The sequence below is a fragment of the Desulfosudis oleivorans Hxd3 genome, from assembly GCF_000018405.1.
Lineage (GTDB): Bacteria > Desulfobacterota > Desulfobacteria > Desulfobacterales > Desulfosudaceae > Desulfosudis > Desulfosudis oleivorans.
This window is the reverse complement of sequence record NC_009943.1, coordinates 90,935-116,097: the sequence shown is the minus strand read 5'-3', so window position 1 is coordinate 116,097 and position 25,163 is coordinate 90,935. Positions and strand designations below refer to the sequence as shown.

The window sequence follows — 25,163 nt, the reverse complement described above, 5'->3', positions numbered from 1 at the left end:
TTGACTGCGTGGTTTTGGGTTATGGCGCCGTTTTTTTACGGCTGGTCCGCCGTCCGGGATGGATCACCACGTTTCGAATGTCCCCGTTTCCCACGCTGCGGGTTTTCACGCTTCTGTCGGTCCGCAGGGCGTCATGAATGATCTTCCGCTCGTAGGCGTCCATTCGGCTGATGGTGGTGGGCTTGCCGGTCTGCCGGGCCTTTTCAGCCAGACGGGAGGCAAGGGTTGTCAGGGAGGATGCCCGTTTTTCCAGATACCCTTCCACGTCCACCTGCACCTCCACCGCCTCACCCATCGATTTTTTAACCACCTTTTCAACAATATGCTGCATGGCCTTCAGGGTTTTGCCGCGCTTGCCGATGAGCACCGATGAGTTGCCGCCCTCCATGGAAAAACCGACCCGGCCCGGCTCGAACGCCACTTTCACCGTGGCTTCGTCGGTGATGTTGTCCAGTATTTTACTCAAAACGTCCCGGGCCAGAACCACGTCCGCCTCTTTCACCTCAACAGGCGGTGCCGGCGGCGATTCCGGCAGTTCCTCTGAAGCGGCCGGCGGTGTCTCTGGGCGCTCCTCCGGTGCAGGGGGCTTGGCCCCGTTTGCCGGCGGCCGGCCGGCCGCCCTTGACCGTTCAGCCGGGGCAGGAGCCCCTTTTTCCGTCCGGGGCCGGGATTTGGGTTTGGCCCTGGGCGCTTTTTTCGACTCAGCCCTGGGCTCTCCCCTGGGCGCTGCTTTAGCCTCGGGCCTGGGCCGGCTTTCGGGTTCAGGGGCCGGTTCGGCAAAAGCCTCGTCCAGCATGGAGAGAATCTCCTGCCGGTCCTCGTCCAGCACGTCCCGCCTGCCCCCTGCTCCGGCGCCCCCCGACCCTTTTTTCGAATTGAGAATTCGAATGCGGGCGTTTTTAACCCCCACCAGCCCGAAAATGCCGCTGGACCCGGTACAGACCACCTCGTAGCGCAACTGGTCTTTGGTCATGTTAAGGGCGCTGCTGGCCTTTTCCAGGGCCGCGTCAATATTTTTGCCTTCAAACTCTTTTGTGTCGGTCATACCATCCTCCACACCTATGCGTTCTTCCGTGTAATGTAGTACTGCTGGAAAATGGAAATGGTGTTGTTTACAAGCCAGTAGAGAACAAGCCCCGAAGGAAAGTTGATAAATATGAACGTAAAGAAGATCGGCATCAGCATCATGATTTTCGCCTGGGTCGGGTCTCCCATGGGCGGTTGAAGCTTCTGCTGAATGATCATGGTGGCGCCCATGACAATGGTGAGCACCGGAATCCCCACCGGCGGCGCAATCAGCGGCAGGGAGACATCAAAGTTAAAAAGCCGGTCCGGCGCGGACAGGTCGTTTATCCACCCGAAAAAGGGCGCGTGGCGAAGTTCGATGGCCTGGTAAAGCATTCGGTAAAAAGCGAAAAACACCGGAATCTGCACAAGAATCGGCAGGCACCCGCCCAGGGGGTTGATCTTGTAGGTCCGGTAGAGGTTCATCACCTCCTCGTTCATTTTTTTCCGGTCGTCCTTGTATTTTTCCCGGATCTCGGCCATCAGCGGGGCCAGCCGCTTCATCTCCGCCATGGACTTGTAGCTCTTGTTGCCAAGGGGCCAGAAAACCAGCTTGAACAGAAGGGTAATAATGATAATGGCAATGCCGTAGTTGGGAATATAGCGGTAAAGAAAGTTCATCAGCCAGAGACAGGGACGGGCGATAAAATCAAAAAAGCCGAAGTTGACGGCCCGGTCAAGAGCGTGTCCGGCCCTGCCCAGGATCTGAACGCTTTTTGGGCCCATGAAAACCGAAAAGCGATAGGTTTCGGTGCTGTTGGCACCGACCGTACGCGCCGGCGCCAGGTAGGTGGCGGTGACCACCTGCTCCGGGGTCCGGGAGAGCCGCATGGCGGCCTCGGTGGGGGTCTCGGGAATCAGGGCCGACATGAAGTACCGGTTCTGAATGGATATCCAGGCAAGGGAGCCCGTCAGGCTGGCCTTCTTCTGAATGTCGCCCAGCTTGATCTCCTCCAGATCATGACCCACAAGGGCGCTGGGTCCTTCAAACACAAACCGGCTGCCGTCGTCTGTAAAATAGCGGGCCAGGGTCACGGCCAGGTTGCCGGAAAGCGGGGTTTCAGACCCGTTTTTCAGGGTTACGGCCAGGTCGATCATGTAGCTGTCCGGTGTAAACGTATAGCGCTTTTCCACCACGCGGCCGCCGGGAAATTGCCGCGTAAAAACAACGGATCGTGGCTGGTCGGACACCACCACCGGCCCATCCGCCACATCCGCGGAATAAGGCCCGTTCGCCATCCCGGCCAGGGTGTCTCCCTCCAGGTTCACGCGCAGCGAGCCCTGGGGGTTGTTGTCAGACAGCAGCCGTTTGGCCGGAGACGCCGGGTCGTTGGTCTCCCGATAGTTTTTTAATACAAAATCGGATATATGGGCGCCATTGCCGTTGAGGGTAACCGTATAAAGGCCGGTCTCCACCACCACCGGCGCGGCAGGGGCCTCTGTCGGAACCAGGGCCGAATCGGCAGGGGTAACCTGTTCCGGCGGGGCGTTTTCCCGGGGCAAGGCCACATCTCCGGCGGCCGGGTTAGGTGGGGCCGCCGCCTCCTGTGCCGGCGCAACCGGTGCGCCGTCCGGCCTGACCGGCGCCTCAGGAGAACCAATAAAAAAGACCTGCCATACCAGCAGCACCAGGACCGATAAGACCACTGCCAGCACCAGTCGAATGTGTTCCATAACTCTCTTCCTGACCGGAAAACCTCGGGGAAAAACAGCTCGCCGCACCAGGCAGACACGCAGCCCGCATGATCACGGCAGGCGGCTGTCTTCCGCGTTCCGTGTTGTTGTTGTCAATACAGCAGGGAAGAAACGACCGAAAGGCGTTGCGGTTTTGAAAATGCGGGACCGACGGCGTTTACGGAACCGGATCATAGCCGCCGGGGCAAAAAGGGTGGCATCGGGCAATACGTTTTATCGAAAGAAACAGGCCCTTTACGACACCGTGCCGGAATACGGCCTCATGGGCGTATTGGGAACAGGAGGGATAAAACCGGCACCTCGGCCCCAGCAGGGGTGAGACCACCAGTTGATACGCCCTTATCAGTATCATTATTGCCTGTCTGATGGGAACTCCCTTGAAGACTTGTGAAAAAGCTCCGCCAGGGAGCGCTCCAGCTCCGCCGGAGAAGCGTTTACCGCCTTTTTCTTTGCAATAACGTTAATATCCCAACAATTCGACAAATTGTCTCGATGCAGCCTGAAAAACTCCCTGACGTGTCGCTTGATCCTGTTTCGCCGGGCCGCTTTGCCGACCTTTTTTGAAACCGTGATGCCCAGCCGGATTCTTTCCTTGCGGTTCTTTTTTATGCCTGCCAGAAAGCAGGAGGAATGAACGGTTTTGCCGGATGTGAAAATTTCGATAAATTCGTACCGCTTTAACAGGCGGTCTTCTTTTTTAAATGAAAAAGCTGTCACACCATCCCCTGGGGTGTTTTGTCTCGACACCACCCGGCTTCTGCTTACCGCGCCCGCGACCCAACGTCGGTTTTCCCGGCTCCTTGCGCACACCGCCTTGCCTTTGTTAAACCGAAAAACAACCTTCCATGGTTTGCCTAAACCGTCAACCGCTTTCTTCCCTTGGCCCTCCTTCGCTTAAGGATACTTCGGCCCTGCTTTGTGGCCATCCGCGCTCTAAAACCATGTTTTCGCGCACGTTTTACGTTACTTGGCTGATATGTCCGCTTCATCATACACCTCTTATGGGAACGGCCTGAATGGTCGGCGTAAACCCTTTACGCCCGGATATGGTTCTTGATCGCTTTTTTTAAGAGCCGTCCCTGATTCTGTTTCGCGTTCAAGCAATGCCGCCCGGCACCGTGCCGGGACATAAACCTGTAGAAAAAAACATAGAACCGCCTGTTTGTCAAGCAGAAAATTTGTCCTTCGGCGATGGTTACAGTATCTCCTCGATTTCAAACTGCTCGATATGAAACTTGGGCACCGGATAAATAATAATCTGCCGGCCCAGGTCGGCCTCCAGGCCGGTTACCACCCGGCTCTCTTCGCCGTGAAGCATCTCGGCAATGTCCGGATGCACCTTTACCGTAATTTTTTCGCCGGACAGGTCCTGGGATTCCCGCATGATCTCGCGGTAAATATTAAAGCAGATGGTCTGCCGGGAGAGGAGATATCCGTCGCCGTTGCAGTAAAAACAGGGCTCGCAGAGCATGCGGGCCACGGAGTTGCGGGTCCGCTTCCGCGTCATCTGGATCAGCCCCAGCTCGGAAAAAGGCAGCAGGGTGGTTTTGCTTTTATCCTTTTCAAGAAACTCCTTGAGCGAGACAAACACCTTTTCCCGGTTGGCCTCCCTGGCCATGTCGATAAAATCGATGATAATAATGCCGCCCAGGTTTCTCAGCCGGATCTGGTAGGCAATCTCCCGGGCCGCCTCCAGGTTGGTCTTGAATACCGTCTCTTCGAAGTTGTGTTTCCCCACGTAGCCGCCGGTGTTTACGTCTATGACCACCAGGGCCTCGGTGGGCTCGATGATGATATACCCCCCGGACTTGAGCCACACCTTTTTCTTCAAGGACCGGAAAACGTCCCCTTCAATGTTGTAGGCGTCAAAAATCGGCTCGCTGCCTGTGTACCGCTCCACCGACGCCTTCATTCGGGGCATGATTTCATCCAGAAAGGTCATGATCTCGTCGTAGACATAGTCCGCGTCCACCACCACCCGGTCCGCCTCGTGGGTCAGGTAGTCCCGCACGGCCCGAAGCGAGACCGTCATATCCCGGTGCAACAGGGCCGGTGCTGAAGCCGAGGCAAACCGTTTCTGCACTTTCTGCCACAGGTTGACCAGCAGTATCATCTCCTTTTCCAGCTTCTCTTTTTCCACCCCCTCGGCCGCGGTCCGCACGATAAACCCGAAGGGCTCGGTTCGCAGGGACACCACCAGCTCCTTGAGCCGCTGCCGCTCGCCGTCCTCCACGATGCGCTTGGACACGCCCACATGATCGACGGTCGGCATCAGCACCAGAAACCGGCCCGGCAGGGAAATGCGCGTGGTGATGCGGGCCCCCTTGCTGCCGATGGGAGACTTGGAGACCTGGACCAGAATCTCCTGGCCTTCGGAAAGCAGGTCTTCAATCTTCACGTCCGCCGGCGGCACCGGCACCGACAAATCAAACTCGTCCTCCCTGGCTACGGCAACGGGCTCCGGTTCTTCGGCTGTTTCATTGAAAATGTTTTCCACCTCCCGTGAGGGTTCGGAAAACACGTCGGTGACATAGATAAAGGCCGCCTGGTCCAGGCCGATGTCCACAAAGGCGGCCTGCATTCCCGGCAGCACCCGGTTGACGCGGGCCTTGTAGATATTGCCGGAGATGTTCAGGTGGTTTCCCCGCTCCATAAAAAACTCGGCCAGGATCCCGTCTTCCAGAAGGGCTACCCGGGTCTCGTTTTCCGTGGCATTGATGATCAGTTCTTTTGACATGTGAAGAAGCACTTTTCCTGTCTGCCCCTGCTTTTTTGAAGGCCGGCCCTCACGTGCGGTCCCTGGGCGAAGGACCGGCACCGCTTTTTAAGGCCGCGGCACTGTCGTTATCTTATTATAAACCGGCCCGCTTCACAACCCGGCCCTGAACAATCAGGGCCTCGTCCACGCCAAAGACCGAGGCAACGATCTGGCCGGGAGACGACAACCCCTTCTGGCGCTGTCGAATCTCCAGCACCAGGTTCCGGGGGTCTAAAACGGTGATGGCAAACGGGTCTGTTTCCGATGGGGCAGGCACTTCGTGTCTGGCATCAAACAGGTCCTGGTTGATGGTGATGTTGTAAACCGCGGGACCGGTGCGGCCGGAAGATTTGTCTTTTCTGGTGGCCACCATGCGGCATTCGTGAAGAAAAAACCCGTCAGGCAGACACCGGTTAAGGGCCTGGCGGATCGCCTCCGGATCGGCCGGGCCATAAACGGTCATCCAGAACCGCTCGCATTCGCTTTCCATGCCCACGGGCAGTGGATCGGAAAAAGAGAGCTTTGGCTTTGGGTGAAATCCCTGGGAGAACACAACCGGAACCCGCGCCCGGCGAATGGCCCGGGAAAGAATGGCGATAAACTCCAGGTGTCCGAAAAACCGGGCCTCTCCTGTTTTTGAATAGGAAACCTCCAGGCAGACCGGTGGCAGGTTCTGCCGGCCCGGGGCCAGGCCCTCCTGGACCGGCGCCGGCGCCGGAGACAGCCGGGGCGCAACGGTTTCAAAGTCACAGACCCCGCAGCCGCTGCATTCCTGGTCCCGGCAGTCCGGCGTGAGCCGTGCCCCATAGGCGCTGTCGCGCTCTTTTTCCAGAAAGACCCTGGAAACCCCTGTAAAAACATGGTCCCAGGGAAGCGGTTCCGTGATCTCCCTTTTCCTGGTGACGCTCGCCTCCATGTCCAGATCACAGTCCTCGGCGGCCGCCTGCCAGGCGGCAAAATCAAAGCTGTCGCTCCACCCGTCAAACCGGCACCCCCGGCGCCAGGCCGCTTCAATCAGGGCCGACAGCCGCCGGTCTCCCCTGGCAAAAAGCCCTTCCAAAAGGCTTGTTTCCGGGTGCTGCCATTTAAACCCGACCTTTCCGGATTCCAGGCGTCTTTTAAGAGAAAAAATAAGCTCTTTGGCCCGGGCCACGGAAACCTGGGGCTCCCATTGAAACGGGGTGTGGGACTTGGGAATAAAGGCGGCCACGCTCACATGCAGCTTTTTTCCCCGGCCCCCCGGCGCTTTGATGCGGGCCAGCCGGGAAACCAGAGAGACGATGCCGTCGATGTCCGCGTCGGTCTCAGTGGGCAGGCCCACCATGAAGTAGGTCTTGATCAGGTTCCACCCCAGGCCAAAGGCGTCGGATACGGTGTGAACGATCTCCTCTTCGGTGATGTTCTTGTTGATCACGTCCCGCAGCCGCTGAGTGCCGGCCTCCGGCGCAATGGTAAACCCGGTTTTGCGCACCGACCGGATCAGGCCCATCTCCTCCTGGCCCAGGGAACCGGCGCGAAAGGAGGGCACGGAAACCGCGACGTTGTCTTTGCCGTGAACAGAGAGCATCCGTTCCAACAGGTGGTGCAGCCGGCTGTAGTCGCCGGTGCTGAGGGAAAGAAGAGAGAGGTCTTCATAGCCCGTGGCCTCCAGGGCCTGGCCGGCCAGGGCCAGCAGGTCTTCCACCGGCCGCTCCCGCACCGGCCGATAGATCATGCCGGCCTGGCAGAACCGGCACCCCCGGGTGCATCCCCGGGCGATTTCCAGGCGAAGCCGGTCATGAACGGGTTTGCCATAAGGCACCACCGGGGTGTTGGGAAAATCCGCCGCGGTCAGGTGGGGCACCACGGCCCGGGTCACCCGGATGTAATCTTTTTTTGCCGGGGCCAGGTGCTGAAAACCGTCGGCGTCATACGTGGCTGTAAACAGGGAGGGCACATAGACCCCTTCAATGGAAGACCACCGGTCCAGAATTTCAGCCCGGTCTACGGTGCCGCTGCTTTTTTTGATCTCCAGCCAGGCCCGGCACATCTCTTCTGTCACCCGCTCCCCGTCGCCGATCACCATGGCGTCAAAAAAATCGGCCACCGGCTCCGGGTTCACGGTGCAGGGGCCGCCGGCAATCACCAGGGGGTGGGCCGCTTTTCGGTCGGCCGCGTAAAAAGGAATACCGGAAAGATCGAGGAGAGTCAGAATATTGGTGTAGTTGAGCTCGTAAAGAAGCGAAAACCCTATAATATTAAAGGTTTCCAGTGGGCGCCGGCTCTCTAGGGAAAAGGCGGACCGGCCTGTTGTCCGCAGAAGGGCCTCCATGTCCGGTCCTGGAGAAAAAACCCGTTCGGCCGCTATCTGCTTGTCCCGGTTTAGAATGTGGTATAGAATCTGAAGCCCGAAATGGGAGGTGCCGATCTCATAAAGATCGGGAAAGCAGAGCGCCATCAACAGATCGACCGAGGCGGGATCTTTTCGGATGGTGTTTATCTCGTTACCCAGGTAGGTGCTGGGTTTTCTGACGGACGCCAGCAGACTGCCGTTCAAACCGGTTTGCATGATATAAACCCTAAAACCCTTTCTTAAAAATGCCTATATAAACATGGACCACACAAAAATACTACACCTTTTGAAGGCCAAAACCCCCTTGTCCGGTGTGCGGGTATGCGGATGGGTGAAAACCTGCCGCAATTCAAAAGCCCTTTCCTTTCTCGAAATCAACGACGGCTCCTGCCTGCAAAGCCTTCAGGTGGTGGCCCCCGCGCAGCTGGACAATTTTGAACAGGTTCAGAAACTGCTCTCCGGCAGCGCGGTGGCGGTTTCCGGTGATCTGGTGGCCTCTCCGGCAAAAGGCCAGCAGTGGGAGCTGGCGGCCCGGCGGGTCGATATTGTCAGCCGGACCGATGAAACCTACCCGTTGCAGAAAAAACGGCACTCGGATGAGTTTCTGCGAACCATCGCCCATTTAAGGCCCCGGACCAACAAGTACAGCGCCCTGTTCCGGCTTCGGTCAGAAGCGGGTTTTGCCATTCACTCCTATTTAAGAGACCAGGGGTTTTTTCATGTTCACACGCCGATTCTGACCGGTTCGGACTGTGAAGGCGCCGGGGAGCTGTTTTCCGTCACCTCCCGTTCTCCGCTTTTTGACAGGGACGTTTTTCTTACCGTGTCCGGCCAGCTGGCCGCTGAAATGTTTGCCCTTTGCCTGGGCCGCGTCTACACCTTTGGCCCGGTGTTCCGGGCCGAGCATTCCAACACGGCCCGCCATGCGGCCGAGTTCTGGATGGTGGAGCCGGAAATAGCCTTCTGTAACCTTGAACAGAACATGGATTTCGCCCAGGCCTTTGTTAAACAGACGGTGACCCACATGGTTGAAAACTGCGGGCCGGACATGGACCTTTTTTCCCGGTTCGTGGACCCGGAGCTGCCGGCCACCCTGGACAACATTCTGGCCTCTGAATTTGAACGAATCTCCTATAAAACAGCTATTGACCTTCTGGTCCGCTCCGGGACCGCTTTTTCCTTTACGCCTGAGTACGGCAACGATCTTCAGACAGAACACGAGCGGTATCTGACGGAGACCGTTTTTAAGAAACCGGTGTTTGTCTATGACTATCCCCGGGCCATCAAGCCCTTCTACATGCGGGTCAACGACGACGGCCGGACCGTGGCCGCCATGGATCTGCTGGTGCCCCGCATCGGCGAACTGATCGGCGGCAGTCAGCGGGAAGAACGGCTGGATGTGCTTGAACAGCAGATGGACAACAGCGGCCTTTCAAAAGACCATTACGGATGGTACCTGGACTCAAGGCGCTATGGCTCGGTTGCGCACAGCGGGTTCGGCATGGGGTTTGAACGGTTTTTAATGCTGGTGTCCGGGGTCTCAAATATTCGGGATGTGATTCCTTTTCCCCGGACGCCCGGCACTATTGAATTTTAAATATCGAGCGTCTCCACCTCCAGGGCGTTTTCCTGGATGAACTTCTTGCGGGGCTCCACCACATCACCCATCAGCAGGGTAAACACCGCGTCAGCTTCCGCCGCGTCGTCAATGGTGACTTTTAAGAGCTTTCGGGTTTCCGGTTCCATTGTTGTCTGCCACAACTGGTCGGCATTCATCTCACCCAAGCCTTTATATCGCTGGAACACCACGCCTTTTTTCCCAAGGGCCTCCATATATTGGTAAAGCTGTTTGACCGTGTCAAACCGGGCCTCCTCCTGGTCGGTGTCGCTGTTGTATACCGTAAACGGTGGCACGTTGTAGGGGGCGATCTTTTCCGACAACATCACGATGTTCTGGTACCGGTTGGAGTAGATCAGGTTGCGCCCGATTCTCACCGGCTTGATATCTTTTTTGGCCGAACCGGTGACCGCCTCCTCTTCATCCTCGTGCAGGGGAATGGTGACCAGAAATTCATACATCTCTTTTTCCTCGTTATACAGCACATCATCCACGACAAACCCGTTTTCCGACAGGGTCTGCTGAAGGGCCGCCACCCGGTCCCTGTCCTGAAGAAGGCTTTTTTCCCGAATGTTCTGGCGAATCAGCGTCTCAATCAGTTTTGAATTATATCCCCTTCTCTTGAGTCCGGCCATTTCACTTATAAATTCAGAAAGGTTACATAAAAAGAGATACAGCTCATGGTCTTGTAATTTTTTTTCGCCTGTTTTCACATACTTTTTTTCACAGGCATTTTGAATAAAATAGTCTTTGAGCAGAAGCTCGCTGTCAATATAGACCTCTTTTTTTCCCCTTCCCACTTTGAACAGGGGGGGCTGGGCGATATAAAGATGTCCCTGTTTGATCAGGTCCTGCATCTGCCTAAAAAAGAAGGTTAAGAGCAGTGTCCGAATATGGGCGCCGTCCACATCGGCATCGGTCATGATAATAACCTTGTGATATTTTATCTTCTCAATATTATATTCCTCACTGCCGACGCCGGTACCCAGAACCGTGATGATGTTTTTTATCTCCTCGCTTTTTAAAATCTTATCAAACCGGGCTTTTTCTATGTTTAAAATTTTACCTTTAAGGGGCAGAATCGCCTGAAACCGCCGGTCTCTTCCCTGCTTGGCTGAACCGCCGGCGGAATCTCCCTCCACCAGGAAAAGTTCACGTTCAGCCGGGATGGAGGACTGGCATTCCGCCAGTTTCCCCGGAAGACTGGAATCCAGCAAGGAGCCCTGGCTTCGGGCGATGTCTCTTGCTTTTTTGGCCGCATTTCTGGCCCTGGCCGCTTCTGTGGCCTTTTTTATAATGATTTTCCCGACAGACGGATTTTCTTCTAAAAAGATATTGAGTTTTTCATAAACCAGCGAGTCGACATATCCTTTTACCTCGCTGTTGCCCAGCTTGGTTTTGGTCTGTCCTTCAAACTGGGGGTTTTTTATACGCACGCTGATAACCGCGGTCAGCCCTTCCCTCACATCATCACCGGTTATTTTATCTCCGTTCTTTTTGGAAGAGCCACCGCCCTGGCTGGCGGCATACTGATTGATGGACCGGGTCAGGGCCCCTTTAAATCCGATCAGGTGAAATCCACCTTCCACGGTATTGATGTTGTTCGCAAACGAGTACATGGTCTCAGAATAACTGTCGTTATACTGAATCGCGGCCTCTATCTGGACATCGTTTTTTTCGCCTGAAATATAGATCGGCTTGTGAAGAACCGCGTGTGCCCTGTTCAGATAGTCCACAAAGGTGGCAAGCCCGCCCTCATAAAAGAATTCAGCGGACTCGTCGGAGCGGTGGTCCTCTATTTTAATTCGAACCCCGTTATTTAAAAACGCCAGTTCTCTCAACCGGCGGGTCAGAATATCAAAACTGAAATTGTCGGTGTTCATTATGGTTGTGTCGGGTTTGAAAATAATTTTCGTTCCCCGCTGGGTGGTATCGCCTATAATCTCCAGTTCGCTGGTTTTCTGTCCTTCTGAAAAGGTCTGTTTATATATCTTTCCGTCTCTGTAAACATTTACTTCCAGAAAGGATGAAAGGGCGTTTACAACGGAAATTCCCACACCATGAAGACCGCCGGAAACTTTGTAGTTATTGTTGTCAAACTTGCCGCCGGCATGCAGCTTGGTCAGCACCACCTCTACCGCCGGTACATGCTCTTTTTCATGCATACCAACCGGAATACCCCGGCCGTTGTCCACCACACTGACGGTGTTGTCCTTGTGAATGATGACATGAATAAAGTCACAGTACCCAGCCATGGCTTCGTCAATACTATTGTCCACCACTTCATAAACCAGGTGGTGAAGGCCTTCTTTATCCACATTACCGATATACATGGAAGGCCTTTTCCGCACAGGTTCCAGACCTTCAAGTACATTGATGCTGCTTTCATTATAAGCTTCTTTAATTTCTTCTTTTTTCATTTTTTTAAATTTTCATCGGCATAATGATGTTAATATTTTCCGGATGTTTGCCGCCACAGACAATACAGGGGGCCTGATCTTCTTTTAATTTCAGACAGACCTCGTCATCTTCGATCAGATTGACCGCATCAATAAAATAATCCGGGTTGAACATGGATTTAATCTGTTTTTTATCATACTGAATATCCATCCATTCATAAGATTCTCCCCGATCCGGATTCTGGGCATTGATGGTGAGAATATTTTTTTCAAATGTAAAAATAACGCCCTTATAATTATCAGTCGTTAATATGGACATCCGTTCCAGCATGTCTTTTAATTTTTTTCGGTTTATTTTTATTTCGGTTCTGCCCTTTTCGTCAGAAAAAAGCGTTTCAAGGTTCGGGTATTCACCGCTTAAAAGATTTATATATATGATTTCATTATTATTTTTAACTATAAAATAATTATCCCGGGTGCCTATCTGAATAGTTCCCTCATCTTTTAAAAATTTAAACAGTTCATTTAAGGCTTTTTTGGGAAGAATCGTGCTGGTCTCCGGCGTGTCGGGTTCTCCTTTTTTGTAGGAATACTCTGTTTTTGTCAGCCTTTTTCCGTCAGTTGAAACCATTCTTATTTTTTTTATTTTTCCGTCTTTAATATATTCCAGATTGGCGCCGATCACATGGGCCCTTTTTTCAGTTCCACTGGAGGTGATCACTGTTGCCCACAAAATCATATTTTTAAAATCAGCAGAATTTACATCTATATAGGAAACATCGGCGATGACCGGAAGTTGAGGAAAACTTTCAGTCTCTCCACCCATGATCTGATATTTAAGACGGGATCCGTCCTCTGTGTCGCTGATCTGAATCCACTGCTTTTTTTCTTCTCTTAAATATATAATATTACTGTCTATTTTTTTTACAATCTCATAAAACTGCCGCGCGTTAATGGCAATGGTGCCCTCGTTTTCGATCGTGGCCGGATAGATACCTTCAAAACCGGTCTCTATATCCGTTGCGGATACGGATATCCCCTCTTTTCCGGTTTTAATTAAAATGTTTTCAGTGATGGCAAGGCTGGACCTTTTCCCCGCTATCCCCTGGACATTGGCCAGCATTTCAATGATGTCTTTTTTTTCAACGGAAAGTTTCATGATTTAACCTTTAAATAAAATTAAAGAGTTATGTAATGCCGCCTGTTGATGAAAGATATGCCCGAGTGTAATTCCAATTTAAAAAAAATTCAATCAAATAATAAGGCCCGAAGCATGATTTTTTAAGCGATTACAAACCGGATGAAGTAAAGAAATAGAGTTTTAAATAAAAATATAATTAAAAAATAATAATAGGGATGGGATAAAAGATGAAAACTAAAATAAACATATGGTTTTATTTGTTTAATTTATTAAAAAAAGTGACGGAAAAAACGAAAAAAATATAAACAAAAAGGCTATTTTTAGAAATATTTTTTTCTGTGTTTAAAAAGTCAAGGTTATCAACACAGAAGCGATAAAGAAGTGTCCGGATTTTTGACAGGCTAAAAGGCTAAAAGGATAAAAAGTTTTATGGGCGAATAAAAAAAAAAGAAAAAAGCCGTTAAAGTAGAGAATTGCCTGTCATTTCAGCCGGCTGATCAATTTTCATAATAAAAAGAATGGTGGGACCGATATCCGCCAGTTTTCCCTCTTTTAAAATTATCTGCTTTCTGTTTTCATCCACCAGGATCAGGGGAACCGGATTGGTGGTGTGAGCCGTAAAGGGATGCCCGTTTTGATCTTCCATCTGTTCGGAGTTGCCGTGATCCGCAGTGACCAGGACCACGCCGCCGGATTTAAGAAAAAGGGGAATAATTTTTCCTATACACGCATCCACTGTTTCACAGGCAGCAACAGCCGCAGCAAAGATGCCCGTGTGACCCACCATGTCCATGTTGGCAAAGTTGACCACAATAAAATCATATTTTTGTTTTATTATCTCTTCCGCAAGCGTATTCGCCACTTGCGGGGCGCTCATCTCAGGTTTCATATCATAGGTGGCCACCTCCCGGGGAGAGGGAATCAGTTTGCGGTCTTCTCCGGTAAAAGGGGTTTCCACGCCGCCGTTAAAAAAATAGGTGACATGGGCGTATTTTTCCGTTTCCGCAATACGGAGCTGAGAATAACCCTGCCGGCTGATCACCTCTCCAAGGGTGTTGGGCGGATTTTCAGGAGGAAAGGCCACCGGCAGAGGAAAGGTTTTATCGTACAGGGTCATGCAGACAGGGGGTGCGACGGCCGGCGTTTTTTTTCGATTAAAAAAAGAAAAATCAGGGTCTGTAAAGGCACGGACAATCTCGCGCATGCGGTCGGCCCGAAAATTAAAAAAAAGAATACCATCGTTGTCTGCAACGGTACCGCCGTCCTGGCTGCCGGAAGCAATAATAACAGGCGTGACAAACTCATCGGTTTCGCCGCGCAGGTAGGCGTTTTTAACGGCCGTCACCGGATCGGATTCACGGGTTCCTTCCCCCAGGGTATAAAGGTCATAGGCTTTTTTTGTTCTGTCCCATCGGGTGTCCCGGTCCATAGCGTAAAAACGGCCGCAGACTGTGGCAACGGAAGCCGAGGGATAATCGGCCAGAAATTCACAGAGATCGGCCATATATGTTTTTCCGCTGTCCGGCGGCGTGTCCCGGCCGTCTAAAATAGTGTGAATGAGCACCGGCAGGTTTTTGTTTGACGCCATGCGCACAAGGGCTTTTAAATGATCCAGGTGGCTGTGCACCCCGCCGTCAGACAGAAGACCGATCAGGTGAAGCCGGCCCTGTTTTTTTGTGACCTGGTCCATCAGCTGAACAATAACCGTATTTTTAAAAAAAGATCCGTCCTGAATGGCCACGTTGATACGCATCAGTTCCTGGTACACCACCCGGCCGGCGCCGATGTTTAAATGACCCACCTCGGAGTTGCCCATATATCCGGGCGGCAGGCCTACTGCTTCGCCGGAACAGACAAGCCGGGTATGGGGATATTCGGAAAAAAGCCGGTCCAGATGGGGGGTGCGGGCCGCGGCCACGGCATTGCCTTTTGTTTCAGGGTTAAGGCCCCATCCGTCCAGAATCATCAACATGCAGGGGGGAGTTGCTTTTGTCATTATTTATATCCGTTGGAAACAGGGTTTAAACTTCAATCCGCCGGGCATCGGCCCACAGCCCTTCAATATCATAGAAAGCGCGCACCGATTCGTAAAACACGTGAATAATCACATCGCCGTAATCCAGCAGCACCCAGCGGCCCTCTGAGACGCCCTCCATGGACAGGGGCTTGATGCCCTGGTCTTTTAGTGCTTTGACGATATGGTCGCTGATGGCCGACACCTGCCGGTTGGAACGGCCTTCGCAGAGAATAAACACATCAGCGATGGAGGTCAGCCGGCTCACATCCAGGGCCACGACGTTTTCCGCCTTCATGCCGTTGATGGCGGTAAGGTAAGGCTCAATCTCCGTTTTCGATGAAGCTGTCATATATAAAGTCCTTTTTTTCGAATATACTGCGCCACCGGGTCGGGCACAAGTCCCTTTATGGGAAGCCCGGCCTTTATGCGGGCGCGGATGCCGGTGGCCGATATATCAAAATGCCGGGCCGCGTAAAAAAAGACCGGATAAAGCGTCGGGTGAACATAACCGGCCTGTTTTTCAGAAAACACGTAGGCCTTTGAAAGTGTAGAGGTAAGAAAGTTTTCAAACGCGGTTTTTTCAGAAGCGTGGTCCAGGGTCCGGGAAAAGACAATCAGGGGAAGGCTGGCCACCAGGGACATGTAGGACTTCCAGGTGTCAAGCTCCAGAAAGGCGTCAAGCCCCAGGATCAGATAAAAAGAGGATTGTGGATCAGAGGATATAAAATAACGGACCGTGTCAATGGTGTAGCACGGTCCGGTCTGGACCATCTCAGCGTCGGACACGGACACGCCGGCCATGTTTTCAAACGCCAGGCCCACCATGTGAAACCGGTCGGCAGGGTCGGCAATATAGTCCACCGGCTTGTGGGGAGGCCGGGCCGTGGGCACAACAATCACCCGGTCTAAGGGAAAATCCTTCAGCAGGGCGTTTGTAAGGCAGACATGGCCGGTGTGCACCGGGTTGAAGGTTCCGCCGAATAACCCTTTTTTTATTATTCCCGCCGTTGGCACGGGCAACCCTTCGGGCAGATGGTCCGGCTACTCCCGGATCTGGCCATTGCCCAGAACAATAAATTTTGTGGTGGTCAGCTCTTCTAAGCCCATGGGGCCGAAGGCGTGAAGTTTTGAGGTGCTGATGCCGATTTCCGCGCCCAGGCCCAGCTGGCCGCCGTCGTTAAACCGGGTGGAGGCATTGACCAGTACCACAGACGAGTCCACCGCCGCCAGAAACCGCATGGCCCGGTCGTAGCTGTTGGTGACAATGACTTCCGTGTGGGAGGATCCGTAGGTGGCAATATGGGAAATGGCCGCATCCATGGAGTCCACCACCTTTACGGCCAGGATCAGGTCCAGGTATTCCGCGTACCAGTCCGCCTCTTCCGCCGTCTCGATACCGGGCAGAAGGGCCCGGGTGGCGGCACACCCCCTTAAGGCCACGCCGGCATCAGCAAACTGCCGGGCCATATCCGGAAGAAACCGCTGGGCCGCATCCCTGTGGACCAGCAGAGTCTCCATGGCATTGCAGACACCGGGCCGCTGGACTTTTGCGTTGAAGCAGATCGCCCGTGCCATCTCCATGTCCGCGTCCTGGTCCACGTAGACATGGCACACACCCTTGTAGTGCTTTAACACCGGAATAGAGGAGTGCTGCACCACAAAACGGATCAGGCCTTCTCCTCCCCGGGGAATGATCAGGTCAATATATTCCTCCTGGGCCAGCAGATGGGTGACCGCTTCCCGGTCCGCCACAGGAACCACCTGTACCGCGGTTTCCGGAAGTCCGGATTCGGCCAGGGACGCGCTGATGGTTGCGGCCAGGGCACGGTTGGAGTGCAGTGCCTCGGAGCCGCCGCGCAGGATCACGGTGTTGCCCGCCTTCAGGCAGAGCCCGGCCGCGTCCACGGTTACGTTGGGACGGGACTCATAAATGATGCCGATCACGCCCAGGGGAATGCGCATGCGGGCCACTTCCAGGCCGTTGGGCCGGCGCCAGGTGGCGCTTTTGGCGCCCACCGGGTCGGGCAGGGCCGCTACTTCCCGCAGGCCGTCGGCCATAGAGGCGATAACGGCATCGCTCACGGTGAGCCGGTCGATCATGGCCGAAGAAAGCCCCGTCGCTTTCGCGGCCTCCAGGTCTTTTTTGTTTTCCGCCTGAATGAGGGCCGCGTCTTTATGGAGCCGGTCGGCCAGGGCCAGCAGGGCCTGGTTTTTCTTGTCCGTGGGACAGGTGGCCATGGCCAACGCCGCTTTTTTGGCGGCCTTTGCGATATCAACAATGGTGGCTTCAATGGTCATGAGCAGCATCCTTTCTTTTTACGGACAGCGCGGCGGTTTACACCAGAACGAGATTGTTTCTGTGAACCACCTCGTCGTAGGGTTTGGCGCCCAGGGTCTTTTCAATCAGACCGGTCTTCAGCCCCTTTATGGCGCGGATTTCGGCGGCGCTGTAGTTGACAAGCCCGATGCCCAGATGCTCGCCGGACGCGGAGAGAATGTCCACCGGCGCGCCATGGGAAAAGTCTCCGGAAACCGAAGTGATGCCCCCGGGCAAAAGGCTTTTTCCCTTGTGAACAATGGCGCCGGCCGCGCCTTCATCCACGGTAAGGGTGCCCCGGGTTTTCAGGCTGTAGGCGATCCACCGCTTTCGGCTGCACAGCTTCTGTTCGGTGGGCAGGAAAAAGGTTCCCACGGGCTTTCCGGCAAACAGGTCGGTTAGGATGTTTTTCCGCCGGCCGTTGGCAATGACCACGGGAACGCCGGAGCAGGTGGCTTTTTTGGCGGCCTGTATCTTGCTCATCATGCCCCCGGTGCCAAGGGCTCCCGGCATCCGGCCGGCGGCCTGTTCCAGGCTGCGGGTGACGGCGGTCACGGTTTCTACGCGCTTTGCGTCGGCATGGGACCGGGGGTCTTTGTCGAACAGGCCGTCGATGTCGGTAAGGTTTATCAGCAGGTGGGCGTCCATAAGCAGGGCGATCATGGCGGCCAGGTTGTCGTTGTCGCCGAACTTGATCTCTTCTACGGCCACGGTGTCGTTTTCGTTGATGACAGGCACCACCTTCCACGACAGCAGGGTGTAGAGCGTGTTGCGGGCGTTCAAGTAGCGTTTCCGGCTGGAGAGGTCGTCGCCGGTCAGCAGGATCTGGGCCACCTGCCGGCCGTGTTTTGCAAAGGCTTTTTCATAGGCCAGGATCAGTCCGGCCTGACCCACGGCGGCAACGGCCTGTCGCTGGGGAAGCTCCGCCGGCCGCTGCTTCATGTCCATTTTTTTTGTTCCGCAGGCCATGGCGCCGGAGGAGACAAAGAGCACCTCCAGGCCGCGCTCCATCAGCTGGCAGATCTCTTTACTGATGGACCGGACCACTGTCAGGTTGAGCCCGTTTTCCCCGGTCAGAATGTTGCTGCCGGCCTTGACGACAACGCGGGTGGCCTGGTCAAAATAGCGGTGTCTTTCATCAGGTGTCATGGCTGCATAATAACTCAAACAGATGTTTTTTCAACTCCTCCACCCCGGACCGGGTGGCCGCGGAAATCAGAAAGCATTTTTTAATGCCGGCAGCGTTGATAAACTGTTGGGCCAGCGCTTCGGCGCCGGTAAGGTCCATCTTGTTTAACACCACCACCTGTGGCCTTTCGGCCAGGGCCGGGCTGAACATGGCCAGTTCCGCGTTGATGATCCGAAAGGGGGCAACCGGATCCGCCGGGTCGATGGCGGAGGCGTCGATCAGGTGAACCAGCAGCCGTGTGCGCTCAATGTGTTTTAAAAAGCGGATGCCCAGGCCGGCCCCGGTGTGGGCCCCTTCGATCAGGCCGGGAATATCAGCCACGGCAAAAGGCTCGGCACCGGCAAGGGTTACCATGCCCAGGTTGGGGGAAAGGGTGGTAAAGGGATAGGCGCCGATGGCCGGCCGGGCCGCGGAGATTACGGAGAGCAGGGTGGATTTGCCGGCATTGGGCAGACCGATGAGGCCCACGTCGGCCAGCAGTTTGAGCTCCAGCCTTACCGTGGCGGTCTGGGCCGGTTCTCCGGGCTGGGCAAACCGGGGGGTCTGGTGGGTGGATGTGGCAAAATGTTTGTTGCCTTTGCCGCCCCGGCCCCCGGTCAGAAACACAAAGTCTTCTTCCGGGGAAACCATGTCCCGAATAATTGCGCCGGTGTCAGCGTCAAAGATAAGGGTTCCCGGCGGCACCTCAATGACAAGATCGTCGCCGGACTTGCCGGTTTTCTGCCGGCCTTCGCCGGGCGCGCCGTTGGGCGCGGCAAACTGTTTTTTGGAACGAAAGGCGTAAAGGGTGCGTTTGGAGGGATTTACGCGAAAGAGAAGGCTGCCGCCACTGCCGCCGTCTCCGCCGTCCGGGCCGCCCCGGGGGACGAATCGTTCCCGTCGGAAACTGACACATCCCCGGCCGCCCTTGCCGGAGCTGACCGTGATCGTGGCTTCGTCAATGAATTTCAATCGGCATAAACGCTGACTTGTTTGCGGGCCCCCGAAGACTCATAGGTCACCACGCCGTCGATCTTGGCAAACAGCGTGTAGTCCCTGCCCAGGCCCACGTTGTTTCCGGGATGAAAATGGGTGCCCAGCTGGCGTACCAGGATGTTGCCGGCACGAACCTTTTCGCCGCCGAACCGCTTTACGCCGCGGCGCTGGCCCCTGCTGTCGCGGCCGTTTTTCGAGCTGCCGCCTGCTTTTTTATGTGCCATGGTTACTGCTCCTTATAAACAAAAAAGGACTTTTTGTGTATTCCTTAGTCTGTTGCCGGGCTTATCCCGCCTGAATGGTTTCGATCCGGACGGCGGTAAACGACTGGCGGTGACCCTGCTTGCGACGATACCGTTTCCGTCGCTTGGTTTTAAAGACCAGGATTTTTTTGGCCCTGTCCTGCTCCACGATTTTACCGGAGACAGTGACATTGCCCAGAACAGGGGTTCCCACGGAAACGGATTCGCCGTCTGAAAACAGCAGAATCTGGTCAAAGGAGACCGTGTCCCCCACCTGACCGGGAAGCTTTTCAAGCCTCAACACCTCGTCTTTTTCGACCCGGTACTGTTTTCCACCGGTAGCAATTACAGCGTACATGCCAACTCCTTGTGATATTTTCAAAATCGCCTGAACATCAGGCGGCTGACAAATCTGGTTATTATAGACGGCAAAGCCTGTTTGTCAAGGGGTTTTTTTGCTTTTGACGGCCGGATTGTTTTATATTCCGCCGCCTCTTGACGGAGACCGGGCGGTATGGGCCGGGTCAGACCTTTTCGACGTTGATCACACCGGGCACCGTTTTTTTCAGATAGGCCTCAATTCTCTGCTTGAGGGTGATCTGGGACATGGGACATCCGGCGCAGGCCCCCTTGAGCCGCACCGACACGTTTCCGTTTTCCACATCCACCAGTTCCACATCACCGCCGTCCGCCTGAAGCTGGGGCCGGATTTTGTCCAGGGCCGCTTTTACCTGTTCTTTCATCTTGTCTCCTTGTCTGGTTCACCACAACCGCACGCCATTGACGGGAACCGGTGCCGAAGGTTTTACCCGGCCGGGACAGCGGCCCCTTTGTCAGTCAAGAGCCGGCGCAGGGCTCTTTTCCCGTGGGGCCTGTCGCCTGCTGCGCGGCGTAAAAGGCCTTTCGAAAGGCGGCAAACCGGCCGGCAGCCACTGCGGCGCGTGCGTCGTTTATCAGGTTTATATAATAGAAGAGATTGTGAAGAGTTGCAAGGCGATAGGCCAGCAGCTCCCGGGACATGAACAGGTGTCGGAGATAGGCCCGGGAAAAGCGGGTGCAGGTGTAACAGGTGCATGCCGGATCCACGGGCCCGGTCTCTTTCGCGTGGCAGGCATTGCGGATGTTGATGGCGCCGAAGCTGGTAAAAAGTTTGCCGTTTCTGGCGTTCCGGGTGGGCATGACGCAGTCGAACATGTCTGCGCCCAGGGCCACCAGCTCCACCAGCTCCGCCGGCGTACCCACGCCCATGATATAGCGGGGCCTGTCCGGCGGCAGCAGGGACAGGGTGTGTTCGGCCACGGCCAGCCGCGTCTCTATCGGTTCGCCCACGCTCAGGCCGCCTACCGCATACCCGGAAAAGTCCAGGTCCACCAGACGGCCGGCCGAATCGGCGCGCAGGTCGTCAAACATGCCGCCCTGGACAATGCCGAACAGCCCGCACCGGGACGGACCGCCGGTCTCTTGCCACCGGTTCCGGCACCGGCCGGCCCACCGGGTGGTAAGGTTTGCCGCGTCCCGGGCCGCCCCTTTTTCGGCCGGAAAGGCGATGCACTGGTCCAGGCACATCTGAATGTCGGAACCCAGCCGGTTTTGAATGTCGATCACCGACTCGGGTGTCAGCAGGTGGCTGGAGCCGTCCAGATGGGACTGAAACGCGGCCCCCTCTTCGGTGATGCGGGAGAGCTTGGCCAGGGAAAAGACCTGAAACCCACCGCTGTCCGTGAGAAGGGGCCGGTTCCAGCCCATAAAGGCATGGACCCCGGAAAAGGCGTCAATGATGTCGCACCCCGGCCGCAGGTAGAGGTGATAGGTGTTGCCCAGAATGATCTGGGCCCCGCAGGCGACAAGATCTTCGGGCGACAGCGATTTGACCGTGGCCAGGGTGCCCACCGGCATAAACACCGGGGTGGCCACGTCGCCGTGGGCGGTTGTCATTTTTCCGGTACGGGCCTTTGTGTCGGGACAGGCGGTCGTGGTTTCAAACTGAAACATGCGTTTTTCCGTAAATAAAGTCTGTTGTTGTTTGTTTTTCAGGCTCTTTTCTGGATTGCTGGAAGCGAAGGATTCAAGATGAACCCGGCCTTATTATTCTATCAACATGGCGTCACCGTAGCTGTAGAACCGGTATTTTTCCTGAATGGCTGCTTCATAGGCGGCCAGAACCTTTTCTCTGCCGGTAAATGCGGAGACCAGCATCAGCAGGGTGGACCGGGGCAGGTGAAAATTTGTGATCATGGCGGCGATGGCCTGAAAATTATACCCCGGGTAGATGAACAGGTCACAGGCGCCGGAAAAGGCGCGAATCTCGCCGCATGTGCGGGCCACGTACTCCAGGGTGCGGACCACCGTGGTGCCGACAGCCACCACCCGGCCGCCGTCGCGCCGGGTGGCGTTGATGGCTGCCGCCGTAGCTGCCGGGACCTCAAATCGTTCGCTGTGCATGGCATGGTCCCGAATGTCGGAAACCCGCACCGGCAGAAAGGTGCCGTGGCCCACGTGCAGGGTGACCGGTGCCGTGGAGATGCCTTTTGCCGCCAGACGGTCCAGCACGTTCGGCGTAAAGTGAAGCCCGGCCGTGGGCGCGGCCACGGCCCCGTCCCGGTCGGCATAGACGGTCTGGTAACAGGTCCGGTCGTCGCAGGGGGCCCCGTCCCGGTTTCGTGTGATATAGGGCGGCAGCGGGGTTCGTCCCACGGCAAAAAGCGTTTGGTCAAAATCACCGTCGCAGGAAAAGCAAAGGGTGTAGAGGCCGTCGGCGGCGTCCACCACGCTGGCGGAAAGCCTGTCTTCAAAGAGAAACCGCGTGCCCGGCCGAAGGCGGCCCGAGGCCTTGACCATGCAGCGGCATATCACGCCTTTTTCCGTGCGGACGCCCGGGTAATCCAGGATCAGCGCCCCGGCCCGGCCCCCGGTCTCCTTGATCCCTTCCAGCCGGGCCGGCACCACCCTTGTGTTGTTGACCACCAGCAGGTCCGAGGGCCGCAACAGGTCGGGCAGGTCGTAAAACCGGTGATGGGAAATGCCGCCGCGGGCGCGGTCCAGCCGCAGCAGGCGGCTGCTGTCCCGTTGGGTTACCGGCTGCTGGGCGATTCTGTCCGGCGGCAGGTCATAATCGTAATCGGAGACAAGAAACATAAAAGCTTAGCCCGGATATTTCATGAAATTCTTATATAAAAACGGGGTGTAAAGAACCTCAAATCGTTTGTGAGCGGTTGCGGTTTTTAAAAACACCGAACCCCATTGCATCCAACTGTAATTTATATAAATTTTTGTGTGTGCCGGAAAAATTTATGCCATACCCGGACTACTGGTTGCCCAGGTAGACCAGGCCCAGCCCGGCCAGCATCAGGGTCAGACCGAAGAGCCGCAGCACCCGGGGCTCCAGCTCCAGAAGCTGTTTCAGCCAGGTTTTGACGGTTTCGGGAAAGGCAAAATAGGGCATGCCCTCAATGATCATGACCATGCCGATGACGCAGAGAAAAAATTTCATATCGTTTTACCTTCTTTACGAGGCAGTCCCTTTATTTCGACCAGACCGGGCCGGCTGGTTCAGGGTGCCCAGTATACGGGGCTTTCTGCCGGAATGTCAAAGCAAAACAGGCGGCCAGGCCGGCACCGGCCGGAAGAATCGGTGTCTGGCCGGCCGAAATAGCCATTGACAAAGGAAGTGGAATCCTTTATTCTCCAACGCTTGATGGAGAGATTTTCGAACCGGTTGAAACACCTTCAAATCCGGCGATCATCCCGGCACAGCAGGGGGCGCCGGCGGAGCCGTTCATGCCGATATCCAAAAATGTAAAAGCGTGCCTGTCCGCGTCTTCCTGGATACGGAAGATGTTTGAAGAGGGGGCCCGGCTGCGGGCGGCCCATGGCGCATCCAACGTGTTTGATTTCAGCCTGGGCAACCCCAATGTACCGCCGCCGGAACGGTTTAAAAAGGTTCTGGCCGATGTGTCGGCCGGCCCGGACACCGGACACGGGTACATGCCCAATGCCGGCTATCCCGAAACCCGGCAGGCCGTGGCCGACCAGGTTTCCATGGAGCAGCAGGCCGAGGTGTCGGCAGACGGCGTTCTCATGACCTGCGGTGCAGCCGGCGGCCTTAACGTGATTCTCAAGGCCATTTTAGATCCCGGCGACATTGTGGTGGGGCTGGCCCCTTTTTTTGTGGAGTACCGGTTTTACACGGAAAATCACGGTGGCTGCTTTAAGACGGTCCAGACCGGCGCTGAATTTGATATCGACCTGGCGGCCCTTGAACAGGCCATGGATAAAAAAACCCGGGCCGTGATCATCAATTCACCCAACAACCCCACCGGCGCGGTCTATTCCGCGCAAACCCTGGAACACCTGGGATCCCTGCTGTCTGAAAAAAGCCGGGAGCACGGCCGCCCCATTTACCTGATCTCGGACGAGCCCTACCGGGACATCGTGTATGATGGAACTGTCGTGCCGCCCCTGTTTCCCGCCTATGAGAACAGCCTGGTGGTCTCCTCCTACTCCAAAACCCTGTCACTGCCCGGTGAGCGCATCGGGTTTGTGGCAGTCAACCCGGCCACCGCCTGCCGGCGGGAGCTGGTGGATGCCATGACCTTTGCCAACCGGGTGCTGGGGTTTGTCAATGCCCCGGCCCTGATGCAGCGGGTGATCACCTTCATGCAGGGCCAGCACGTGGATATCGGTGAATATGCCAGAAAGCGGGACCTGCTCTGTGATCTTCTGGCCGACGCGGGATACGATTTTATAAAACCGGCCGGGGCCTTCTATCTGTTTCCAAAATCGCCGCAGGCGGATGATGTAGCGTTTGTCAAGATTCTGCAGGAGCAGCGCATTCTGGCGGTGCCCGGCGTGGGGTTCGGCCGGCCCGGCCACTTTCGGCTGGCTTTCTGCGTGGAAGACGACACCATCAAAAACGCGGCCCCGGGCTTTGCCCGGGCCATGGCCGAAGCACGACACGCGGGTTAAACGAACAATCGATGTAACACCATACAGGAGAGAGATATGAAGATTTTAAAGATTGACCACCTGGGAATCGCTGTCAACAACATTGAAGAGGGCAAAAAGTTCTGGTGCGACATGCTGGGCCTGCCGTTTGAAGGCACGGAAACCGTTGAAGCGCAGAAGGTGACCACCGCCTTTCTGCCGGTGGGTGAAAGCGAGGCCGAACTGCTGGAAGCCACCGGCCCGGAGAGCCCGGTGGCCAAATATATCGAGAAAAAAGGCCAGGGTGTTCACCATATCGCCTTTCGCGTGGAAAACATCGAGGCGGCTCTGGCTGAATTAAAGGAAAAGGGCGTTGCCCTGATCGACGAAATCCCGAGAAAAGGGGCCGGCGGCGGGAAAATCGCCTTTATTCACCCCAAAGCCACCGGCGGTGTGCTGGTGGAGCTGTGTGAACGATCCGGATAACAAAAA

At 55.5% G+C, this 25,163-nt stretch carries 24 protein-coding genes; 3 read left to right on the top strand and 21 right to left on the bottom strand.

Annotated features, from left to right (window positions below):
• Positions 1–19: 19 nt before the first annotated feature.
• From jag to DOLE_RS00485, 7 genes are all read right to left on the bottom strand, one after another.
• On the bottom strand, positions 20–1,045 hold the full coding sequence (gene jag, locus DOLE_RS00510) for an RNA-binding cell elongation regulator Jag/EloR (protein WP_012173532.1): 1,026 nt from the start codon (positions 1,043–1,045) through the stop codon (positions 20–22).
• Between the two features lie 14 nt (positions 1,046–1,059).
• On the bottom strand, positions 1,060–2,739 hold the full coding sequence (yidC, locus tag DOLE_RS00505) for a membrane protein insertase YidC (protein WP_012173531.1): 1,680 nt from the start codon (positions 2,737–2,739) through the stop codon (positions 1,060–1,062).
• 178 nt (positions 2,740–2,917) lie between these two features.
• Positions 2,918–3,112 carry a membrane protein insertion efficiency factor YidD gene (gene yidD, locus DOLE_RS00500; protein ID WP_012173530.1) on the bottom strand — a complete coding sequence of 65 codons (195 nt, stop codon included), beginning with the start codon at positions 3,110–3,112 and terminating at the stop codon, positions 2,918–2,920.
• Positions 3,112–3,477 (bottom strand): ribonuclease P protein component, encoded by a 366-nt coding sequence (gene rnpA / locus DOLE_RS00495; RefSeq protein ID WP_012173529.1) that lies wholly within the window; start codon positions 3,475–3,477, stop codon positions 3,112–3,114. Before rnpA ends, yidD begins: the two co-directional genes overlap by 1 nt.
• A gap of 137 nt (positions 3,478–3,614) precedes the next feature.
• Positions 3,615–3,749: a 50S ribosomal protein L34 gene (rpmH, locus tag DOLE_RS17770; RefSeq protein WP_012173528.1), complete on the bottom strand. Its 135-nt coding sequence runs from the start codon at positions 3,747–3,749 to the stop codon at positions 3,615–3,617.
• 206 nt (positions 3,750–3,955) lie between these two features.
• Entirely contained in the window at positions 3,956–5,497 is a 1,542-nt protein-coding gene (locus DOLE_RS00490) for an Rne/Rng family ribonuclease (RefSeq protein WP_041280266.1), read from the bottom strand.
• Positions 5,498–5,612: 115 nt separating this feature from the next.
• On the bottom strand, positions 5,613–8,066 hold the full coding sequence (locus DOLE_RS00485) for a TIGR03960 family B12-binding radical SAM protein (protein ID WP_012173526.1): 2,454 nt from the start codon (positions 8,064–8,066) through the stop codon (positions 5,613–5,615).
• Between the two features lie 43 nt (positions 8,067–8,109).
• Here DOLE_RS00485 and asnS point away from each other — a divergent pair, with 43 nt between their 5' ends.
• Positions 8,110–9,447 carry an asparagine--tRNA ligase gene (gene asnS, locus DOLE_RS00480; RefSeq protein ID WP_012173525.1) on the top strand — a complete coding sequence of 446 codons (1,338 nt, stop codon included), beginning with the start codon at positions 8,110–8,112 and terminating at the stop codon, positions 9,445–9,447.
• Here the strand turns inward: asnS and gyrB are convergent.
• From gyrB to DOLE_RS00410, 14 genes are all read right to left on the bottom strand, one after another.
• Entirely contained in the window at positions 9,444–11,888 is a 2,445-nt protein-coding gene (gene gyrB / locus DOLE_RS00475) for a DNA topoisomerase (ATP-hydrolyzing) subunit B (protein ID WP_012173524.1), read from the bottom strand. The genes asnS and gyrB overlap by 4 nt on opposite strands.
• A 4-nt stretch (positions 11,889–11,892) precedes the next feature.
• Positions 11,893–13,026 carry a DNA polymerase III subunit beta gene (gene dnaN / locus DOLE_RS00470; RefSeq protein WP_012173523.1) on the bottom strand — a complete coding sequence of 378 codons (1,134 nt, stop codon included), beginning with the start codon at positions 13,024–13,026 and terminating at the stop codon, positions 11,893–11,895.
• 442 nt (positions 13,027–13,468) lie between these two features.
• Positions 13,469–15,004, bottom strand: a complete 1,536-nt coding sequence (gene gpmI, locus DOLE_RS00465; RefSeq protein WP_012173522.1) for a 2,3-bisphosphoglycerate-independent phosphoglycerate mutase — start codon at positions 15,002–15,004, stop codon at positions 13,469–13,471.
• A 25-nt stretch (positions 15,005–15,029) separates the two neighbouring features.
• Positions 15,030–15,374 carry a ribosome silencing factor gene (gene rsfS, locus DOLE_RS00460; RefSeq protein ID WP_012173521.1) on the bottom strand — a complete coding sequence of 115 codons (345 nt, stop codon included), beginning with the start codon at positions 15,372–15,374 and terminating at the stop codon, positions 15,030–15,032.
• On the bottom strand, positions 15,371–16,039 hold the full coding sequence (gene nadD / locus DOLE_RS00455; protein WP_012173520.1) for a nicotinate (nicotinamide) nucleotide adenylyltransferase: 669 nt from the start codon (positions 16,037–16,039) through the stop codon (positions 15,371–15,373). Before nadD ends, rsfS begins: the two co-directional genes overlap by 4 nt.
• A gap of 27 nt (positions 16,040–16,066) precedes the next feature.
• Positions 16,067–17,323, bottom strand: a complete 1,257-nt coding sequence (locus DOLE_RS00450; RefSeq protein ID WP_012173519.1) for a glutamate-5-semialdehyde dehydrogenase — start codon at positions 17,321–17,323, stop codon at positions 16,067–16,069.
• Positions 17,324–17,360: 37 nt separating this feature from the next.
• Positions 17,361–18,491 carry a glutamate 5-kinase gene (proB, locus tag DOLE_RS00445; protein ID WP_012173518.1) on the bottom strand — a complete coding sequence of 377 codons (1,131 nt, stop codon included), beginning with the start codon at positions 18,489–18,491 and terminating at the stop codon, positions 17,361–17,363.
• Positions 18,481–19,482, bottom strand: a complete 1,002-nt coding sequence (gene obgE, locus DOLE_RS00440; RefSeq protein ID WP_012173517.1) for a GTPase ObgE — start codon at positions 19,480–19,482, stop codon at positions 18,481–18,483. Before obgE ends, proB begins: the two co-directional genes overlap by 11 nt.
• Entirely contained in the window at positions 19,479–19,730 is a 252-nt protein-coding gene (rpmA, locus tag DOLE_RS00435) for a 50S ribosomal protein L27 (RefSeq protein ID WP_012173516.1), read from the bottom strand. The genes obgE and rpmA overlap by 4 nt, the downstream gene beginning before the upstream one ends.
• Positions 19,731–19,791: 61 nt before the next feature.
• Positions 19,792–20,106 (bottom strand): 50S ribosomal protein L21, encoded by a 315-nt coding sequence (rplU, locus tag DOLE_RS00430; protein ID WP_012173515.1) that lies wholly within the window; start codon positions 20,104–20,106, stop codon positions 19,792–19,794.
• Between the two features lie 166 nt (positions 20,107–20,272).
• Positions 20,273–20,491 (bottom strand): NifU family protein, encoded by a 219-nt coding sequence (locus tag DOLE_RS00425; protein ID WP_012173514.1) that lies wholly within the window; start codon positions 20,489–20,491, stop codon positions 20,273–20,275.
• Between the two features lie 94 nt (positions 20,492–20,585).
• The gene (gene tgt / locus DOLE_RS00420; RefSeq protein WP_012173513.1) at positions 20,586–21,740 is read right to left on the bottom strand and encodes a tRNA guanosine(34) transglycosylase Tgt; all 1,155 of its coding nucleotides are present in this window, start codon (positions 21,738–21,740) and stop codon (positions 20,586–20,588) included.
• Between the two features lie 93 nt (positions 21,741–21,833).
• Positions 21,834–22,883: a tRNA preQ1(34) S-adenosylmethionine ribosyltransferase-isomerase QueA gene (gene queA, locus DOLE_RS00415; RefSeq protein ID WP_012173512.1), complete on the bottom strand. Its 1,050-nt coding sequence runs from the start codon at positions 22,881–22,883 to the stop codon at positions 21,834–21,836.
• Between the two features lie 169 nt (positions 22,884–23,052).
• Positions 23,053–23,238, bottom strand: a complete 186-nt coding sequence (locus DOLE_RS00410; RefSeq protein ID WP_012173511.1) for a DUF2065 domain-containing protein — start codon at positions 23,236–23,238, stop codon at positions 23,053–23,055.
• A 287-nt stretch (positions 23,239–23,525) separates the two neighbouring features.
• Here DOLE_RS00410 and DOLE_RS00405 point away from each other — a divergent pair, with 287 nt between their 5' ends.
• Together DOLE_RS00405 and mce are read left to right on the top strand one after the other, a co-directional pair.
• Positions 23,526–24,713 carry a pyridoxal phosphate-dependent aminotransferase gene (locus DOLE_RS00405; RefSeq protein WP_012173510.1) on the top strand — a complete coding sequence of 396 codons (1,188 nt, stop codon included), beginning with the start codon at positions 23,526–23,528 and terminating at the stop codon, positions 24,711–24,713.
• A gap of 36 nt (positions 24,714–24,749) precedes the next feature.
• Positions 24,750–25,157, top strand: a complete 408-nt coding sequence (mce, locus tag DOLE_RS00400) for a methylmalonyl-CoA epimerase (RefSeq protein WP_012173509.1) — start codon at positions 24,750–24,752, stop codon at positions 25,155–25,157.
• The last annotated feature ends 6 nt before the right edge of the window (positions 25,158–25,163 follow it).

Coding starts and splice junctions, on each gene's coding strand:
- jag (WP_012173532.1), bottom strand. CDS start 1,045: ATGACCGACACAAAAGAGTTTGAAGGCAAAAATATTGACGCGGCCCTG.
- yidC (WP_012173531.1), bottom strand. CDS start 2,739: ATGGAACACATTCGACTGGTGCTGGCAGTGGTCTTATCGGTCCTGGTG.
- yidD (WP_012173530.1), bottom strand. CDS start 3,112: ATGATACTGATAAGGGCGTATCAACTGGTGGTCTCACCCCTGCTGGGG.
- rpmH (WP_012173528.1), bottom strand. CDS start 3,749: ATGAAGCGGACATATCAGCCAAGTAACGTAAAACGTGCGCGAAAACAT.
- DOLE_RS00490 (WP_041280266.1), bottom strand. CDS start 5,497: ATGTCAAAAGAACTGATCATCAATGCCACGGAAAACGAGACCCGGGTA.
- DOLE_RS00485 (WP_012173526.1), bottom strand. CDS start 8,066: ATGCAAACCGGTTTGAACGGCAGTCTGCTGGCGTCCGTCAGAAAACCC.
- asnS (WP_012173525.1), top strand. CDS start 8,110: ATGGACCACACAAAAATACTACACCTTTTGAAGGCCAAAACCCCCTTG.
- gyrB (WP_012173524.1), bottom strand. CDS start 11,888: ATGAAAAAAGAAGAAATTAAAGAAGCTTATAATGAAAGCAGCATCAAT.
- dnaN (WP_012173523.1), bottom strand. CDS start 13,026: ATGAAACTTTCCGTTGAAAAAAAAGACATCATTGAAATGCTGGCCAAT.
- gpmI (WP_012173522.1), bottom strand. CDS start 15,004: ATGACAAAAGCAACTCCCCCCTGCATGTTGATGATTCTGGACGGATGG.
- rsfS (WP_012173521.1), bottom strand. CDS start 15,374: ATGACAGCTTCATCGAAAACGGAGATTGAGCCTTACCTTACCGCCATC.
- DOLE_RS00450 (WP_012173519.1), bottom strand. CDS start 17,323: ATGACCATTGAAGCCACCATTGTTGATATCGCAAAGGCCGCCAAAAAA.
- proB (WP_012173518.1), bottom strand. CDS start 18,491: ATGACACCTGATGAAAGACACCGCTATTTTGACCAGGCCACCCGCGTT.
- rpmA (WP_012173516.1), bottom strand. CDS start 19,730: ATGGCACATAAAAAAGCAGGCGGCAGCTCGAAAAACGGCCGCGACAGC.
- rplU (WP_012173515.1), bottom strand. CDS start 20,106: ATGTACGCTGTAATTGCTACCGGTGGAAAACAGTACCGGGTCGAAAAA.
- DOLE_RS00425 (WP_012173514.1), bottom strand. CDS start 20,491: ATGAAAGAACAGGTAAAAGCGGCCCTGGACAAAATCCGGCCCCAGCTT.
- tgt (WP_012173513.1), bottom strand. CDS start 21,740: ATGTTTCAGTTTGAAACCACGACCGCCTGTCCCGACACAAAGGCCCGT.
- queA (WP_012173512.1), bottom strand. CDS start 22,883: ATGTTTCTTGTCTCCGATTACGATTATGACCTGCCGCCGGACAGAATC.
- DOLE_RS00410 (WP_012173511.1), bottom strand. CDS start 23,238: ATGAAATTTTTTCTCTGCGTCATCGGCATGGTCATGATCATTGAGGGC.
- DOLE_RS00405 (WP_012173510.1), top strand. CDS start 23,526: ATGCCGATATCCAAAAATGTAAAAGCGTGCCTGTCCGCGTCTTCCTGG.
- mce (WP_012173509.1), top strand. CDS start 24,750: ATGAAGATTTTAAAGATTGACCACCTGGGAATCGCTGTCAACAACATT.